Origin of the sequence: Cupriavidus consociatus, from assembly GCF_017814975.1 — a bacterium.
Taxonomy (GTDB): Bacteria; Pseudomonadota; Gammaproteobacteria; order Burkholderiales; family Burkholderiaceae; genus Cupriavidus; species Cupriavidus consociatus.
In genome coordinates this window covers 53,922-71,277 of sequence record NZ_JAGIQA010000015.1, presented here as the reverse complement: position 1 = coordinate 71,277, position 17,356 = coordinate 53,922, and the positions used below count along the sequence as shown (strand labels likewise).

Below are 17,356 nucleotides of genomic sequence, written 5' to 3'. Positions count from 1 at the left end.
TGCTATTGTCCGTTCTCCGGCAGGAAAAGGGATATCGCCGATAGACGCCTCTACCCAATTGAGTTGTTCGTTCTGCGGGAAGCTGGAGGCGTCGATTGCGGTTTGCGCGATCGCGACGGAACCATGGAGGAAGGATGATTACAGGACACGTCTTTATTGCTACCAGCCTGGATGGCTTTATCGCCCGACCCGATGGTGACATCGGCTGGCTTCTGGCGCGGGACGACCACGCTGAAGACCACGGCTACTCGGATTTCATCGCCGACAAGGGCGCGATCGTGATGGGGCGGGGCTGCTTTGAAAAAGTCCTCACGATGGGCGAATGGGCTTACGACAGACCTGTGCTGGTGCTTTCCCGCCAATTGGCCGGCAAGCCGGTGCCGGAGGCGTTGCAGGGAAAGGTGCGTTTCTCGGGTCGCACCCCCAAGGACACGATGACACAACTGGAGGCCGAAGGCGTGAATCGCGTGTATGTCGATGGCGGCCAGTTGGTCCAATCTTTCCTGCGCGATGGATTGATCGCCGACCTGGTGGTCACAACGGCGCCCGTGCTGATCGGAGCCGGGAGGCCATTGTTCGGCGCACTGCCGCAGGACGTCAGTCTGGCACTTGTGTCGAGCCGACATTTTCCGTCCGGACTGGTGCAGTCGACCTACCGCGTGCTGCGCTGACGAGCGCCAGAGCGGTTCGGAAGATTTGCTTTCGTGCTAAATCCACTTGCACTTGTGACGTAGCGGTCGCGACTTCTGCACAACGTAGTCGATGCGCAATGCGGATCATGACACAGAGACACGTTCAATACATGCAGCCGCACTATTCGCAGCGGCGCCCTTTCTTATAGAACGACTCCCCCAATGTGGTCGCGTTGGAGCACGGAAGAGTGGCCGCCCGGCGCCGGCGCGTCTAGCGCCTCATCCAGGCTGCACACCGAAACCGAATCGCATTACTGGCCCTCGCGCGCCAGGCGGCGCCATTCCCCCGGCGTCATCCCCATTGTGTCGGTGAACACACGCCGGAACGCTGCCACGGATCGATAACCGACTGATTCGGCCACGGCTTCGGTGGTCATCATCGGCTTCTTCAGTTCGTTGGCGGCCAGGCTCATGCGGATATCTGTCAGCAATTCGATGGCCGAGCGTCCCAGCTTGTCCTGAAAATGCCGCATGAAGGTGGCGCGCGACATGCTGCACAAGTCGGCCAGATCAGGCAGGTTCCAGGGTCGCGCCGGTTCGGCGAACATGGCCGAAATGGCCGGAGACAGCCGTGGATGGCCGACAAGCGCTAACAAGCCTGCCGGGGCCTGCTCGGATTCGCTTGCTGCGCGCAGTACCAGTGTGAACAGCGCCGAGGTAAGCGCGTTGAGCATGGCATATCCGCCCAGTTTGTCCCCGCTGGACTCCATGCGCATCAGCCCCATGAGACTGGCCAGGTGATTCGCAGCGGTCCCGATGGCGTCTTCATCATGGCCGTCCACGGCCCGTACCACCAGATTCGTGGGTAGATAATTGCGAATCAGCCGATCATGGGGCGGCTCGATGAAAAATCGCCCGCACAACAGGTCCAGATGATCGCCCTGGCCGTCATTGTGGCTGAGCATCCATCCTGCTGAACCTTGGCGATTGTAGGTAAGACCCGGCGCATGTCCGCTGCCATCGTGCAGGACGTGCGCCGACCCGTGCGGCAACAGCACGATATCTCCTCCCACCAGCTCCATGGTCGTCCCGGTCTCCGGATTCTCGATAATCGCCCGGCCCTTGAGCACGACGTGGTAGGGAATCTCGTGCGCTGCGGACTGGGGCCAGGCCACACGCCATGGCGCGCCGTAGACGCAACGGACCTCCAGCCGGCCAGTGATGGTGATCATTTGCAGGAGTTGGCTCAGCCAGTCGACTTGGGACATAGGACCTCGAGAACTTGGAACGCTCAAGCATCTTATTGCGATTGCATTCCGGTTGTGCAAAGCAAATGGCCTCAGTGCCTGAGCTGATCGGACACGTAGCGCGCAAGCTCGTCCGGGCAACTGGACGGCAAGGAATTCCTTCGCGTGCGCGCCGCCGTCAAGGCATTTGCATGCCGGTTGGAAAGCCGGGACGACGAGCGATGCGGTCGTAAAGCCGCATGCCGTTCTTCGCAGACCCTGCACCTATGCGCCGATGGGTTTCACATATTGATTCCCTTCTGAACGGCTGGGCGCGCGAGGCCGCGATCGAGCCATGCCTGCACATGAAGGAAGCGATCGAAGCCGCGAGTGTCACATTCCTACTCCCAGACTTGTCGGGCCATACGAAAAGCCCGAACGCGTTCCCAAGAATCCTTCCCGGGTGCCTCCGGGCTTTGGCGCTGCGCTCGCATCAAACCCTTCAAGCACCCGGATAGCGTTCAGATCGAGCCAGCCGGCGTAACGGCGGGAAAGTCCTTCTCGGGATCGAACACGTTATTGAAGAAATTCGTCAGGGAGTACATGGCGACCAGCGCGACGATCTCCATGACGTTCGCATCCGTGTAGCCGGCTTCGCGGACGGCATTCAGATCGGCGTCAGTGACGTTGCCGCGGGCCTCGATGACTTTGCGCGCAAACTGGACGGCGGCGTCGCGCTTCGGGTCGTTGGCACGGCCCTTCCGAGCCAGAATGACTTCATCGGCCGGCAGCTTGGCCAGATGCTCGGCCGTATAGCTGTGAACTGTCAGACAGTAGTTGCAGCCATTCACTTCGGAGACAGCGAGGCCGATGCTGTCACGCGTCTTCACGTCGAGCGCCTTACTCAAGGAGCCGAGCAGGGTGGCCCATGAGTTGAACGCGATGGGGCTCTGCGCGAAGGTCGCCATCATATTTGGGGTGAACCCGATGCTCCTGGTGATTGCATCGAGGGTTGGTTTCGAATCGGCCGGCACGTGTTCCGGCTTTAGAGCAGCAGTTCTTGGCATCGTAATCTCTGTAAGTTGCTGGTTTCACTAATTGGGGAAAGTCCATGTGGGAACCATCCCCCGGCTTACTTCGTGCCCAAGTCTTGGGTCGAAGCTGGTCAGGCCTTCAAGTGGGAGGTACCTTGTGTTTGCCTCTCACTTGGCAGCCGCTTGATCGTTCGGCGTGATCGCTGCCAGGGCGACGCGCCTATACCAGATCCAGCACATCGGCCACTGGCAGGCGCGGCTTCTGCGGCCAGTTTCCGGGACGCTCCGGTCCGACGGACAACAGCAGGACCGGCACTTCGTCCTGGGCCAGTCCGAACTCGCGGTGCACCCCTTCGGCATCGAAACCAATCATCGGCGTCGAACCCAGGCCCAGCGAGCGGGCCGCGTAGATCATCGCCGCCGCACCGAAGGTGGCAGTGCGTACTGCCTCGTCGCGCTGGCGCTGCGGGTAATCCATATACAGATCGCGTGCCGGGATTTCCCATTCCGGCACCATCTCTGCCGGCATGACACCTGCTTTCACCAGAGGCGCCAGGCGATCCGGTATTACGCTGGAATCGGCCAACTGGCCGCAGACGATGAAAGTAACGGCTGCTTCCGTGATCATGGGCTGGCTCCAGGCGATCGGACTCAGCCGCGCCTTGGCTTCAGGCGAGCGTACGGCGATGAAGCGCCAGTTCTGCATGTGGAAGGATGTCGGCGCGCTGGTGCCGATCCGCACCAGCTCGCGGATTTGCTCGTCGCTCAAGGTCGCGGTGGGATCGTAGTACTTGGCCGCGCTGCGGCTCAAGATACATTCGATGACTGCATTGGTCCTGGTGGTTCCGTTAGCCATGGGTGCGAGACTCATTCATCAGGTAGTTAGGAGCCTCAACTTTAGGTCTACCGAATGCAGATTTCGAGACTCCATGTACTCAAAAGAATGCCCAAAAGGATCAAAGCAACGAGGCAATCTTCTCGCAATGCCAAGGTTCTCCACGTTGACTTTCCACCCGTCGATTGAGCCGCCTTGCCGGGCGAGCACGACATCACACGTCGAAGTTTCGCTCGGCTGATCCCGACGCGGCGATTTGCCCTGAGCCGTGCCCGCCGATGCCGGATGGAGAGAGGTCCTGCACTACCTGCTGCTGCTGCTGCCGCGCGCGTCGCCGCCGAGCGGGTCTCGTTGGGCCACTCAAGGTTCCGATTGCGGGCCCCGAACGACCCTTGTTGACGGGCTACTGAAGCCGCCAAGCCTTCCGCCCGCATCCCGATGCGACGAGGCGATCGGACCCGCGCGGACGCAACTGGCAACGTGGCACGGGAAGTACTATCCTCCTGCATGGGTTAAGGTAAGGGGGCAAAATGTCGCAATGTTCTCGGCATTTTTTCAACGCGAGTTTCGCTGTACTCTGCATGGCAGGCCTGCTCGTTTCGTGTACCACACCGAGGATATCGGCTCCGCCCGAACTCCAGCCCACCGACGCGCGTGGAACGATCGCGGTGCTGCACGCATCCGGTGTACAGATTTATCAGTGCAAGCGTGCGAACGACGGCCGGTTGTTATGGATCTTTTCGGCCCCGGAAGCCACCCTGAAGGATGACACCGGACAACTCGCCGTCAAACATTATTCTGGGCCGACCTGGGAAGCGCCTGATGGCAGCAAGGTGACCGGCAAGGTATTGCGGCAGACGCCCAATGCGCAGGAACCCGACAGCATTCCACTCTTGCTGTTGCAGGCAACGAGCACCGGCGGAGCTGGCCTGCTTTCGAGGACGCGTTACGTGCAACGGCTGAATACCCAAGGCGGACAGGCCCTCCCTCAGGCTTGCACACAGGAAGGACAGGAGAATCGCATGCCTTATCGGGCGGACTACGTCTTCCTGGAATAGCTATGCGATCAGAAGCAGAGCTACCCATGCGAGGACTTTGAAACCAGCGACGACGGGGGGCACATCTTTGAGCTCTTCTGGCCCAGCGCGTGCTGGTGCGCGATGACTGCCAGGTCAGCGTGTGGGTGAGCTTCCACACCGCCGCGGAACTGGAAAGCGCTCCCCCGTTGCCGGCCGGCCAGTCGGCAGCGCCGCGCCGCCGGCGGTGGCGCAGCGGCTGATTCTTGACACGGTGGGCGCGCAAGGCGCCCCGGGGTGGCTTATCCGGCCAGGCGCTTGTTCGGGTTGATCAGGTACTTCTCCCCCGTCGCGCGCTTGTTGTAGACGGCGATCACGTCGAGGTCCAGCACCTCGGCCAGCGAAATCTCTTTCGAGTAGTGGCTGGCAAAGGTGGTCTTCAGCTCCGCCACTACGCGTTGCTTCAGCGCGTTGGCCCGCTCGCGCCCGATCTTCTGCAGGAACGGGAACAGCAGCCAGCCGCCCATGCCCCACGCCATGCCGAAGTTGCGGTTGAACTCGGTCGGGCTTGTGTCCAGGCCGCCGTAGAGGTAGACCTGCTTGTGGGTGGTCGAGCCATAGCGGCTGTATTCGCGGGCCGTCTTGTTCAAGGCCGCTTCCATGCAGGTGAGGATCTGGCCGCCGAGCTTGCCGCCGCCCGTGGCGTCGAACGCGATTGTTGCGCCAGTGGCGACGAGTGCCTCGGTGAGATCCTGCATGAACGTCGGCGACGCGGCGTTGCAGACGTGGACCGCGCCTTGTGCCTTGAGCAGGTCCGCCTGCTCTTGCTTGCGCACGATGTTCACCAGCTTGATGCCATCCTTGAGACAGATCTGATTGAGCATCTGCCCCAGGTTGGAGGCCGCGGCGGTGTGCACCAGGGCACTATGTCCTTCAAGCCGCATGGTCTCGACCATGCCCAGTGCGGTGAGCGGGTTGACGAATGATGACGCGCCGTCAGCGGGCGTGGCGCCTTCGGGCAGGACCAGGCACTGATCCGCGGGAATGCAGCGGTACTGCGAGTACATCGCGCCACCGATGGCAGCCACGGTCTTGCCCATCAAGGCTTGCGCCGCAGGGGACGAGCCTGAATCGACGACCACGCCCGCGCCCTCATTGCCAACCGGCATGGACGCATCCAGGCGGCCCGCCATGCTGCGCATCGCGCCTTCCGGAACGCGTGCGGTGACGATGGGGCGCTCGGCCGTGCCGCTGGCCTTGGCCGTGCTCATGTCGGCCGCACCGAACAGCAGGCCGAGATCGGAGGGGTTGAGGGGAGAGGCTTCAATGCGGATGAGCACTTCATCCGGGCCAGGCTTCGGCGTGTCGATGCTGGCTAGCGACAGCTCGAGTTCACCGCTGCTCTTGATTTGCGAACGAAGTTGAAGTGTGGTGCGCATTCGATGTCTCCTTGGTCTGTCGGTTTGCGATGATTTGCGATGAGCGGGACAGCAGCGTGGGGCTGTTTTCGTCAGCAGTCAGCAATGTAGCAAGTTCCTGCGAATCCCGTACTGGGCCGGAAAATCCAGTCATGCGTCGGCCGGCAGGCCAACATGCAAGCTCCTCATCTTTACGAATCCCCCCGGCCAACTTTCGTATCGTTGCGCTTGCCAGTCTGGTCGTGCCAGCCGCCGCCCAGGGCCTTGTACAGGTTGACTTCACTGGAGAGTTGCTCGAGCCGGGCTTCGATCAGCAATTGTTGCGCGTTGTAAAGCGAGCGCTGCGCGTCCAGCACGGCAAGGTAGCTGTCGACACCCGTGCGATAGCGCCGGTCGGCCAGGCCATAGGCGTCCTGGGCAGCTTCCACGAAACGGACCTGGGCCTGGAGCTGGCTGGTGTAGGTGCCCCGCGCCGCCAGCCCATCGGCCACCTCGCGGAAGGCGGTCTGCACCGTTCGCTCGTACTGGGCGACATTGACGTCCTTCTGGATGGTGGCGTAGTCCAGACTGGCCCGCAGGCTGCCGGCGGTAAACAGCGGCAGATTGATGCGCGGCTGGAACAACCACGTGCCGGAGCCGGCCCCGAACAGGCCGGAAAGCTGGCTGCTGGCGGTGCCCGCCGACGCGGTCAGGCTGATGCTGGGGAAGAACGCCGCCCGCGCGGCGCCGATATCGGCGTTGGCGGAGCGCAGCCGGTGCTCGGCCGCGAGCACGTCCGGACGGTTCTGCAGCAGGTCTGAGGGCAGCCCGGCCGGCACATCGGCGAACAGCTTCTGCTCCAGCGGCAGGCCTTCCGGCAGATCCGCTGGCAGGGACGTGCCGAGCAGCAGCACCAGGGCATTCTCATCCTGGGCGACCAGCCGGGTGAAACGGGCAAGGCTCGCGCGGGCGGTTTCCACGGCGGTCTGCGCCTGGCGCAGGTCCAGCCGGGAAGCGATCCCTTCCTCGTAACTGCGCCGGGTCAGGCCATAGCTGCGCTCATAGTTGGCCAGGGTTTCCCGGGTGAGCCGCAGCAGGGTTTCATCGGCGCGCTGGGTCAGGTAGGCGCTGGCAACGCCCGCCACCAGCGAGATCTGGGCACTGCGGCGTACCTCGTCGCTGGCGAAATACTGTTCGAGCGCGGCTTCACTGAGGCTGCGCACGCGGCCGAACAGGTCGATCTCCCACGCCGTGGTGCCCAGCGACACGCCATACTGGCTGCTGATCAGGCGCCGTCCGGTGGCGGACAGGTCGGCGGGAATGCGCTGGCGCGTGCCCTGTGCGGCCGCGCCGATGGCGGGAAACAGGTCGGCGCGCTGGATGCGGTATTGTGCCCCGAACGCCTCCACGTTAAGGACAGCCACGCGTAGATCGCGGTTGTTCTCCAGCGCCAGTTCGATGAGACGGCGCAGGCGCGCATCGGCGAAGAATTCGCGCCAGCCCAACTCGACCGCAGGCACCTGGCCGGCCTCGGCGGCGGCATCGGCGGGCAGGTAGGCCGCGCCCTGCGGGTACGCTGCCGCCACCGGCGAGGCCGGGCGCTCGTACCTGGGAATCAGGCTGCAGCCCGCCAGCATGGCCATGGCGGCGGCGCAAAACAAGGTCTTCTTCATTCGAGCGCGCCTTTTTCCACGGAGGCGCCATGCGCCCGCGGCCTGCGCTTGCGTCCGAACATGGAGGTGACAGCGACAAAGAACAGCGGCACCCAGAAGATCGCCAGTACCGTGGCAGTGATCATGCCGCCGATCACGCCGGTGCCGATGGCGTGCTGGCTGCCGGCACCGGCCCCGGTCGACACGGCCAGCGGGAACACGCCGAGCATGAAGGCCAGCGAAGTCATCACGATGGGGCGCAGGCGCAAGCGGCACGCCTCCACGGCGGCCTCGACCAGGCCCTTGCCCTGTTCGTACTCGCTCTTGGCGAATTCCACGATCAGGATGGCGTTCTTGGCTGACAGGCCGATGGTGGTCAGCAGGCCAACCTGGAAGAAAACGTCATTCGACAAGCCGCGCCCCAGTGTGGCAAGCAGTGCGCCGATCACGCCGAGCGGCACCACCAGCATCACCGAGAACGGGATCGACCAGCTTTCGTACAGCGCGGCCAGGCACAGGAACACCACCAGCAGCGAGAGCGCATAGAGCGCCGGCGCCTGCGAGCCCGACAGCCGTTCCTCGTAGGACAGGCCGGTCCAGGCATAACCCACGCCTGGCGGCATCTGCTTCATGATCTCCTCGATTGCGTTCATGGCCTCGCCGGAGCTGCGCCCGGGCGCGGGCTCGCCGAGCACTTCCACCGCGGCCACGCCGTTGTAGCGCTGCAGCTTGGGCGAGCCATAGCTCCACTTGCCGTCGGCGAAGGCTGAGAACTGCACCATTTCGCCCTTGCCATTGCGCACAAACCATTTGTCGATATCGTCCGGTTTCATGCGGGAATCCGGGCGGCCCTGCACGTAGACGCGCTTGACCCGGCCGCGGTCGATAAAGTCGTTGACGTAGCTGGAGCCCCAGGCGATCGACACCGTGCTGTTGATGTCAGCCAGCGAGATGCCGAGCGCGCGCGCTTTCTCATCGTCGATCACCAGCTGGTACTGCGGCTGGTCATTCAGGCCGTTGGGACGCACGCGCTGCAGCACCGGGTTTTGCGAGGCCAGCGCCAGGAACTTGTCACGCGCGTTCATCAGCGCCACGTGGCCAATGCCGGCCTGGTCCTGCAGGTAGAGGTCAAAACCGGTGGCATTGCCCAGTTCCTGCACCGCGGGCGGGGCGAACGCGAACGACATCGAATCGCGAAAACTCATGAACTTGCGCTGTGCGCGCGCGGCCAGGTCGAACACGCTGGTACTGTCCCCGCTGCGCTGCGCCCATGGCTTGAGCAGAATGAATGCCAGGCCCGAGTTCTGGCCGCGGCCGGCAAAGTTGAAGCCGTTGACGGTGAACAGCGATGCCACCACGCCGCCCTCTTCCTTCAGCAGGTATTCGCGCATCTGGTCGAGCACCTTCTGCGTGCGCTCGGCGGTGGCGCCGGCAGGCGTCTGCACCTGGGCGTACAGCACGCCCTGGTCTTCTTCGGGCAGGAATGAAGTGGGGATGCGCGTGAACAGGAAGCCCATCACCACCAGGATGGCCACGTAGATCAGCAGGAACGGCAGGCGGCGCTTCAGGATGCCCGACACGCTGCGTTCGTAACCCTGGGTAGTCGCGCTGAACTTGCGGTTGAACCAGCCAAAGAAGCCGCCCTTGTTCTCGCCATGATCGCCCTTTTCGATGGGCTGGAGCATGGTGGCGCACAGGGCCGGCGTCAGGATCAGCGCGACCAGCACCGACAGCACCATGGACGAGACAATGGTGATGGAGAACTGCCGGTAGATCACGCCGGTCGAGCCGCCGAAGAACGCCATCGGCAGGAACACCGCCGAGAGCACCATGGCAATGCCCACCAGCGCGCCCTGGATCTGGCCCATCGAGCGCCGCGCCGCCTCCCTGGGCGGCAGGCCTTCCTCGGCCATCACGCGTTCGACGTTCTCGACCACGACGATGGCGTCATCCACCAGCAGCCCGATGGCCAGCACCATGCCGAACATGGTCAGCGTGTTGATGGTGTAGCCGAACGCCGCCAGCACGCCAAAGGTGCCCAGCAGCACCACCGGCACGGCGATGGTGGGAATCAGCGTGGCACGCACGTTCTGCAGGAACAGGTACATCACCAGGAACACCAGCACGATGGCTTCCATCAGCGTCTTCACCACTTCGTGGATGGAGCCCGCGATCACCGGCGAGGTGTCATACGGAAAGACCACCTTCATCCCGGGCGGGAAGAACGGCTCCAGCCCATCCAGGGTCCTGCGGATGGCGCGCACGGTTTCCAGCGCGTTAGCCCCCGCGGCCAGCCGGACGGCAATGCCGGAGGCCGCCTGGCCGTTGTACTGCGCGTTGATGTTGTAGTCCTGCCCGCCCAGGCCCACCTCGGCCACGTCCTTCAGGCGTACCTGGGAGCCATCGGGGTTGACCTTGAGCAGGATGTTGCCGAACTGCTCGCTGGTCTGCAGCCGGGTCTTGCCGATCACGCTGGCGTTGAGCTGCTGGCCGCGCACCGCCGGCAGGCCGCCCAGCTGGCCGGAGGCCACCTGGACGTTCTGCGCCCGGATGGCGTTGCTCACGTCGAGCGGGGTGAGCTGGTAGCTGTTGAGCCGGGCCGGGTCGATCCATACCCGCATCGCATACTGCGCGCCGAACACCTGGAAGTCGCCCACGCCGTAGGTACGCGACAGCGGGTCCTGGAGACTCGAGACAATGTAGTTCGACAGGTCTTCGCGCGTCACCTTGGGATCCGTGGAAATCAGGCCCACGATGACCAGGAAGTTGCGCACCGACTTGGTCACGCGGATGCCTTGCTGCTGCACTTCCTGCGGCAGCAGAGGCTGCGCCAGCGCCAGCTTGTTCTGCACCTGCACCTGGGCAATATCCGGATTGGTGCCCTGCTCGAAGGTCACCGTGATCGTCATGCTGCCGTCGGCGTTGCTTTCGGAGGAGATATAGCGCAGACGGTCCAGGCCGTTGAGCTGTTGCTCGATCACCTGCACCACGGTGTCCTGCACCGTCTCGGCGGAGGCGCCGGGGTAGTTGACCGAGATGGCGATGGTGGGCGGCGCGATGGCCGGATACTGGCTGATGGGCAGCGCACGAATCGACAGCACGCCGGCCAGCATGATGACCAGGGCGATCACCCACGCAAAGATGGGCCGATCGATAAAGAAGTTGGACATGGCTACTCCCTCGCCCGGGCGGTGCGCTCAGGGCTTGGCCGTGGATGGGGCGGATTGTGCGGATGGGCCGGATGCAGCAGCCACCGGCGCACCCGCCCCGCTCCCGGCCTGGGCTACGCGCACTTTTGCCCCGGGCCGCACGAACTGCAGGCCCTCCACGATGACGCGGTCGCCGGCACTGAGGCCTTCAGTGACCAGCCACTTGTCGCCAACGGCGCGATCGGTGCGGATCTGGCGCAGTTCCACCTCGTCCTTGGCATTGACCACCAGCGCCGTCGCCTGGCCCTTGAGATCGCGCGTCACCCCCTGCTGCGGCACGAGCAGCGCATCGGTCTTGACGCCTTCACGCAGGCGGGCATGGACAAACATGCCCGGCAGCAGCTCATGGCGCGGATTGGGAAACACCGCGCGCAGCGTCACCGAGCCGGTGCCCTGGTCCACCGCCACTTCAGAGAACTCCAGGCGGCCGGTTTCGGGATAGCGGGTACCATCTTCGAGCACCAGGCTAACCTGGGCCGCGTTGGTGCCGGCACTCTGCAGCGCACCATTGGCCAGTTCACGCCGCAGCCGCAGCAGCGACGAAGAAGCCTGGGTCACGTCGACGTAGATGGGGTCGAGCTGCTGCACCACTGACAGTGCGGTAGCCTGGCCGTTGGTCACCAGCGCACCTTCGGTCACATTCGAGCGTCCGATGCGGCCGGAGATCGGCGCCAGCACCCTGGTATAGCGCAGGTTGATTTCGGCGCGGTCCACCGCCGCCTGCGCCTGCAGCCAGGCCGCCCTGGCCTCGTCATACTGCTGCTTGCTGACCGCCTCGTCACCAACCAGGCGCCCGTAGCGCTCTGCCAGCAAGCGGGTGGATTCCAGCGTCGCCCTCGCGCTCTTGTAGGTGGCCTCGTAGGTAGACGCATCGATCTGGTAGAGCTGCTGGCCCTGCGTGACGTCGCTGCCTTCCTTGAACAGGCGGCGCAAGATGATGCCATCCACTTGCGGCCTGACTTCGGCAATGCGGAACGCCGTGGTGCGCCCCGGCAGCTGGGTATCCAGCGTCAGTTGCTCGGCCTTGAGCGTGACCACGCTCACTTGCGGTGGCGGCGGGCCTGCGGCCTCCTTCTTGTTGCCGCATCCGGCAAGCATTGACATGGCGATGGCCAGTGTGACCGGAACCCGAGCGCTGCAGCCGCGTGATCGTTGCATTGCGATGTCCCGCGTAGGAATGAAGCCGAGTCAGAATGTCGCTGGCGAACCGGTCAGCCGGCGAAGAGATCCAGGTGACGCAAACACCATGTCCGCAATTGGTACAGCGGCAGTGCCAGTTGCAGGCGCAGCCGACAAAGTCTAGCGCGACTAGAGAAATTGGTTAGGCCGATTATCGATCGACTGGAAGATCCAGTCAGTGCTGGACGAACTCGTAGCTTTGGGGGCTGGCACTTGACCGGGATCATGCGAGGCCTCGCCCAGCGTCGCTACACTTTGCCGGTTGTAGTGCAACGTGCGCCCGACTGATCTGGATGGACAGGTCTCGAAGTCGCCTTCGCCTTCGCCCCCGCCCCCCGCCCCGCCTCGGAGGTGCACTATTGGGCAACGGATTCCTGATTCTGTTCCGGCACAAGGCAAGCCTTGGCGGTGTCGGCATCCTCGCGCTCGTGCTTCAGGAGGAAAGCGGCTTACCGGCACCCCATGCAACTGCGGCTTTAACTTTCATCTCGTTCTCCTGACTTGCTGAGGGTCACGCCCTCAGCATTCAATGATGTTGACTGCAAGACCGCCGCGCGCGGTCTCCTTGTACTTGGTCTTCATGTCGGCACCGGTCTCGCGCATGGTCTTGATGACCTTATCGAGGCTGACGTGATGCACGCCATCTCCATTGAGCGCCATGCGAGCCGCATTGATGGCCTTGACCGAAGCCACCGCGTTTCGCTCGATGCATGGAATCTGTACCAGGCCCCCCACCGGGTCGCAGGTGAGCCCGAGGTGGTGCTCCATGCCGATCTCTGCGGCGTTTTCGACTTGCTCCGGCGTGCCACCCAGCACCGCGCATAGGCCGGCCGCAGCCATCGAACACGCGACGCCAACCTCGCCTTGGCAGCCCACTTCGGCTCCGGATATCGAGGCGTTCTCCTTGTAGAGAATCCCAATTGCCGCAGCAGTTAGCAGGAAATCGACAATCCCATCTTCATTCGCTGACGGGACAAAGCGAACGAAGTAGTGCAGAACGGCAGGGACAATTCCCGCTGCGCCGTTTGTGGGTGCAGTCACCACACGGCCACCGGCTGCGTTTTCTTCATTTACCGCCAGCGCATACAGGTTCACCCAGTCCATGACGTCCAACGGGTCGCCGGCAACCGGACGCGCGTTGAGCTTTCGGGAAAGCACCGCTGCGCGTCGACGCACCTGAAAGCCACCCGGAAGCGTCCCCTCCGTTCGACACCCCCGGTCAACACAAGCCTTCATGATGTTCCAGATGTTCAGCAATCCCTCCCGGGTTTCTGCGTCAGAACGCCAATGTCGCTCGTTTCGACGCATGACTTCAGCAATGGTGATGCCATAGCGTTGCGTGAGCGACAGCAGCTCCTCTCCGGTACGGAATGGAAACGGCAGCTCGCTGCTCTCCGCAACCATCGCAGCCTGACGATTACCGTCTTGCAGGACGGATTCGCCGACAACAAAGCCGCCACCGACTGAATAGAAGGTGGAACTGCGAAGTTCCTCACCGCTGGCATCCGATGCGATGAACCTCATGCCATTCGCATGTAGCGGTAATGCTCTGCGATACAAAAGTAGGTCACGACGCTCCTCGAACTCCACACAGCACACGCCATTCAAGACTATCGCCCCTTTCTCGCGTATTGCCGCAAGAACTCCGGGGATGCCTTCCACGTCAACGGAGTCGGGCTCGTAGCCGGAGAGGCCCAGAAGCACGGCCGTATCGCTTCCGTGCCCCTTGCCGGTCGCCCCAAGAGAACCGTATAGCTCCGCACGCACGTTGGTCACACGATCCAGGCGCTCATTTCCCTCCAGCGCGCGCACGAACATGAGCGCGGCGCGCATTGGTCCAACCGTGTGAGAGCTGGAGGGACCAATGCCCACTTTGAACAGGTCAAAGACGCTTACCGCCACGACGTTCTCCGCTTAGCGCAGGAAATGCAGCTTGTTGAACTGACGACGGTAGTCGGTGACGGCCGGTGCGACTTCTTCCGGCGCCTGGCGACCCAACAGCACGTCGGCGATGAACCTCGCGAGTGGTGGCATATGCTCGCCACGCATTCCCCAACGTACAAGCTCAGGCGTCCCCATGCGCAGACCATTCACGTCTCCTGCGATCTCCGGAAGCGGCAAGCCAATACCGCATGCGAGGATGTTCGCGCGGCGCATAAGCTTTGCCATTGCCTGGCCTCCGCCGAAGTCGTGCGCCTCAATTGCAAACTGGTGCGATGTCGTGATACCGCGGTCGCGCGCAAACACCGGGAGACCCTCCATGACCAGCGCTTCGGCAAAGGCTTTGCTGGTACGCACCATCTCGGCGGCGTACTCGCGGCCGTAGACCTGCCAATCCAGCATCGTCATCGCGATGGATGCCGACCGGGCCGAATCGAAGTTCGCAGTCATGCCCGGGTAGGCTACCGTGTCCAGTCGCTTGGCAACCTCCATGTCGTTGGTCACGATAAGTCCGCCGGCCGGGCCGGCAAGGCTCTTATACGTGCTCAGGGTCATGAGATGCGCACCTTCTTCCAGCGGCTGCTGCCAGGCACGGCCGGCAATCAGCCCACAAAGGTGCGCAGCGTCAAACAGGACCAGCGCGCCGACTTCGTCTGCGATTTCCCGCACCTCCCTGATGGGATGGGGGAAGAGGTTGAGGCTGTTGCCCAAGGTAATCATCTTGGGCTTGAGCCTGCGAGCGTCGTCCCGCAGGCGGTCGACGTCGACGGTGTACTTCTCCGCATCAAATGGCATGAGGTACGAGTTGACGCCATACATGCCCGCGGCGCCGTTCGCATGGTGGCTGAAATGTCCGCCGATGGTCGCGCTGGGAACAAAGACCGTATCGCCCGGCTTGGCCGCAATCATGTAGGCATACAGGTTCGCCAGCGCACCCGACGCGACGCGAAGCTCGGCGTACTGGGCACCAAAGACTTCTGCTACGAGTTCGGCCGCCAGGATCTCGATTTTTTCGACACCTTCCAGACCCATCTCGTACTTGTCACCGGGGTAGCCGAGCGACGGCCTCGACCCAACGCCAGATGCCAGCATTGCTTCGGCCTTCGGATTGATGGCATTGGTGGCGGGGTTCAGATTGAAGCAATCCCGTTCGTGAATGACGCGATTCTCCTCGACAAAGGCGAGCAGGTCGCGTTCGTTTTGGTCCGGAGTCTGGCCGGCGAAGCGCCTTGCCAGAGCCTGCATGTATTCTTCGGGACCGTCCGGCACCCAGGGGCGTGTGTCCAGCATGTTCTGTTCCTCTCAGCAAAGTTGGCGATGTGTGTCGGATTGAGATACTCGATTCGGTTCAGTGCTTCAAGACTCGGCCAAGGAATGAGCGGGTCCGCTCCTCGCGAGGTGAATCAAAGATTTGCGATGGTGAACCCTCCTCAAGGACCTTGCCGCGGTCAATGAAAACCACGCGGTTCGCGACTTCACGAGCAAAGCCCATCTCGTGCGTGACAATCATCATGGTCATGCCCTCGGCAGCGAGTTCTCGCATCACGTCGAGCACTTCTCCGACCATTTCCGGGTCGAGAGCGGACGTGGGCTCGTCGAACAACATGACCTCAGGTTCCATCGCCAGGGCCCTTGCAATGGCAACCCGTTGTTGCTGCCCACCGGATAGCTGGCCGGGGTACTTCAAAGCATGAGCAGCCAGCCCAACACGATCCAGAAGGCGTCTGGCAATGACTTCTGCCTCAGCCTGGGTCTTCTGACGAACTCGCATCGGCGCAAGGCAGATGTTCTCCAAGACTGTCTTGTGCGGGAACAGATTGAATTGCTGGAAGACCATGCCTACACGCTTGCGCACGCCTGCAAGTCGCTTCTCTTCGCCAAGCTCCCGGTCAGCCTCGCACGGCAACTCGCACCCCTGGACGATGATCTGGCCCTGCTGAAACACTTCCAGACCGTTCACACATCGAATGAGCGTTGACTTGCCCGAGCCACTGGCACCGATGATTACCAGCACCTCACCTTTGTCGACATCGAGGTTCAGCTCACGCAGGATGTGTGCGCTGCCGAAGAATTTGTCGACGTTCCGCATCTGGACGATTGGGTTCATTTCAAGCTCCTGTCTGGCGGTGGCCCGCGGCCATATTCGATTCGAGTCGTCGTGCGCCGTACGTAATGAGAGACGAGACGGCCAGGTAAATCGAGAACATGAACAAGTAGATCTCGTAGCTGCGACCATTGGACTGTGGGTCGATCAGCACCATCTGTCCCGCCCGCAGAAAGTCGGTCAGTCCGATGATGAAGAGCAGTGGTACGGTGTTGAACACGTCGAGCACGTTGCCCACAAGGGCTGGCGTTACGACGCGGAGCGCCTGCGGCAGAATAACGTCACGGCTTGTCTGCGTTGCGCTAAGCCCGAGCGATGCAGCGGCTTCCGTTTGGCCCCGCGGCACGCCTTGCAGGCCGCTTCTCACGTATTCCGCAACGTAGGCCGCGAAGAACAGCGTGAACGCCACCAGTCCACGAATCAGGTCAGGAACGGGGTTGCCCGGTGCGAGCAGCGGAGTAACGACCCAAATCCAGTAGACAATCAGGATCAGTGGAAGCGAGCGCATGAGCTCGATGTAGCCAGTGCAAATTACCCGTGCGCTGGCGTAATGACTTCTGCGTCCGAAGGCCAGTAGCACGCCCAGAGGGATGCTAAGCACCGACGCAAGAAGCGTAACCAGTACGCTCATGAGCAGGCCACCCCAATGCTCCATGCCGGCAGGTGCAAGCGCCACACCCACGGAGACCAGTCCCAACACCCAGATGGCGCCAATGGCCTTCTGCACCAGGCGATGCACGACGAGGAATTTTGACACCGCGGCCCAAGGCAGCAATCCGAGCGTTAGGCAACCCGAGAAGCCTGCCATGCGGATGTGCCCGGCGACGGCCGCAATGACTGCCACCACTGCCAGGACCAAAGCGCAAGCACCCAGGCCGCGCGGCTTGGCTACCAAGCCCACGGTGGCGCCGGTCGCAACTGAAAGCACCCCTGCGACATACCAGGCGCGCCCCATGGATTCCACGGGGAAGGTGCCCACCATGAGAACGCGCAGGTTGTCGGCGATGATGCTCCATTTTGCTTGCAGCAAGGCCCATGTGCCCAGTTGCCAGACCGAAAATAGCGTTACCGGCAGGAACACACACGAAAGCGCAATGTCCAGGGGCGTCGCGAAGAGATTCACGCGACACC

General features: G+C 62.7%; 13 protein-coding genes. 2 read left to right on the top strand and 11 right to left on the bottom strand.

Going from position 1 to position 17,356, the window contains the following annotated elements:
- The first annotated feature begins 134 nt into the window (after positions 1–134).
- A complete protein-coding gene (locus J8I82_RS20780) occupies positions 135–671 on the top strand; it encodes a dihydrofolate reductase family protein (protein ID WP_209760696.1) in 537 nt (178 codons plus the stop codon).
- 272 nt (positions 672–943) lie between these two features.
- Here J8I82_RS20780 and J8I82_RS20775 read toward each other — a convergent pair whose 3' ends face one another.
- The 3 genes from J8I82_RS20775 to J8I82_RS20765 all read right to left on the bottom strand — a co-directional run bounded on the left by J8I82_RS20775 (position 944) and on the right by J8I82_RS20765 (position 3,748).
- Positions 944–1,900, bottom strand: coding sequence for an AraC family transcriptional regulator (locus J8I82_RS20775; RefSeq protein WP_209760694.1), 957 nt, complete (start codon positions 1,898–1,900; stop codon positions 944–946).
- Positions 1,901–2,379: 479 nt separating this feature from the next.
- A complete protein-coding gene (locus tag J8I82_RS20770) occupies positions 2,380–2,925 on the bottom strand; it encodes a carboxymuconolactone decarboxylase family protein (RefSeq protein WP_209760692.1) in 546 nt (181 codons plus the stop codon).
- A gap of 187 nt (positions 2,926–3,112) precedes the next feature.
- Positions 3,113–3,748 carry a nitroreductase family protein gene (locus tag J8I82_RS20765; RefSeq protein WP_209760690.1) on the bottom strand — a complete coding sequence of 212 codons (636 nt, stop codon included), beginning with the start codon at positions 3,746–3,748 and terminating at the stop codon, positions 3,113–3,115.
- 560 nt (positions 3,749–4,308) lie between these two features.
- On the opposite strand from J8I82_RS20765, the gene J8I82_RS20760 reads away from it, so the two are divergent.
- Positions 4,309–4,785 carry a DUF3455 domain-containing protein gene (locus J8I82_RS20760; RefSeq protein WP_245179952.1) on the top strand — a complete coding sequence of 159 codons (477 nt, stop codon included), beginning with the start codon at positions 4,309–4,311 and terminating at the stop codon, positions 4,783–4,785.
- A 260-nt stretch (positions 4,786–5,045) separates the two neighbouring features.
- On the opposite strand, the gene J8I82_RS20755 is transcribed toward J8I82_RS20760, so the two are convergent.
- The 8 genes from J8I82_RS20755 to J8I82_RS39375 all read right to left on the bottom strand — a co-directional run bounded on the left by J8I82_RS20755 (position 5,046) and on the right by J8I82_RS39375 (position 17,348).
- On the bottom strand, positions 5,046–6,182 hold the full coding sequence (locus J8I82_RS20755) for a zinc-binding dehydrogenase (protein WP_209760687.1): 1,137 nt from the start codon (positions 6,180–6,182) through the stop codon (positions 5,046–5,048).
- Between the two features lie 170 nt (positions 6,183–6,352).
- Positions 6,353–7,813: an AdeC/AdeK/OprM family multidrug efflux complex outer membrane factor gene (locus J8I82_RS20750; protein ID WP_209760685.1), complete on the bottom strand. Its 1,461-nt coding sequence runs from the start codon at positions 7,811–7,813 to the stop codon at positions 6,353–6,355.
- Positions 7,810–10,962 carry an efflux RND transporter permease subunit gene (locus J8I82_RS20745; protein ID WP_209760683.1) on the bottom strand — a complete coding sequence of 1,051 codons (3,153 nt, stop codon included), beginning with the start codon at positions 10,960–10,962 and terminating at the stop codon, positions 7,810–7,812. The genes J8I82_RS20750 and J8I82_RS20745 overlap by 4 nt, the downstream gene beginning before the upstream one ends.
- Positions 10,963–10,989: 27 nt before the next feature.
- The gene (locus J8I82_RS20740) at positions 10,990–12,159 is read right to left on the bottom strand and encodes an efflux RND transporter periplasmic adaptor subunit (protein ID WP_209760680.1); all 1,170 of its coding nucleotides are present in this window, start codon (positions 12,157–12,159) and stop codon (positions 10,990–10,992) included.
- A 540-nt stretch (positions 12,160–12,699) separates the two neighbouring features.
- Complete coding sequence (locus J8I82_RS20735) at positions 12,700–14,082, bottom strand: L-serine ammonia-lyase (protein ID WP_209760678.1); 1,383 nt, start codon at positions 14,080–14,082, stop codon at positions 12,700–12,702.
- A 12-nt stretch (positions 14,083–14,094) separates the two neighbouring features.
- A complete protein-coding gene (gene glyA / locus J8I82_RS20730) occupies positions 14,095–15,411 on the bottom strand; it encodes a serine hydroxymethyltransferase (protein ID WP_209760676.1) in 1,317 nt (438 codons plus the stop codon).
- Positions 15,412–15,469: 58 nt separating this feature from the next.
- Entirely contained in the window at positions 15,470–16,228 is a 759-nt protein-coding gene (locus J8I82_RS20725) for an amino acid ABC transporter ATP-binding protein (protein ID WP_245179950.1), read from the bottom strand.
- Between the two features lies 1 nt (position 16,229).
- Positions 16,230–17,348, bottom strand: coding sequence for an amino acid ABC transporter permease (locus J8I82_RS39375; protein WP_209760673.1), 1,119 nt, complete (start codon positions 17,346–17,348; stop codon positions 16,230–16,232).
- Positions 17,349–17,356 lie beyond the last annotated feature (8 nt).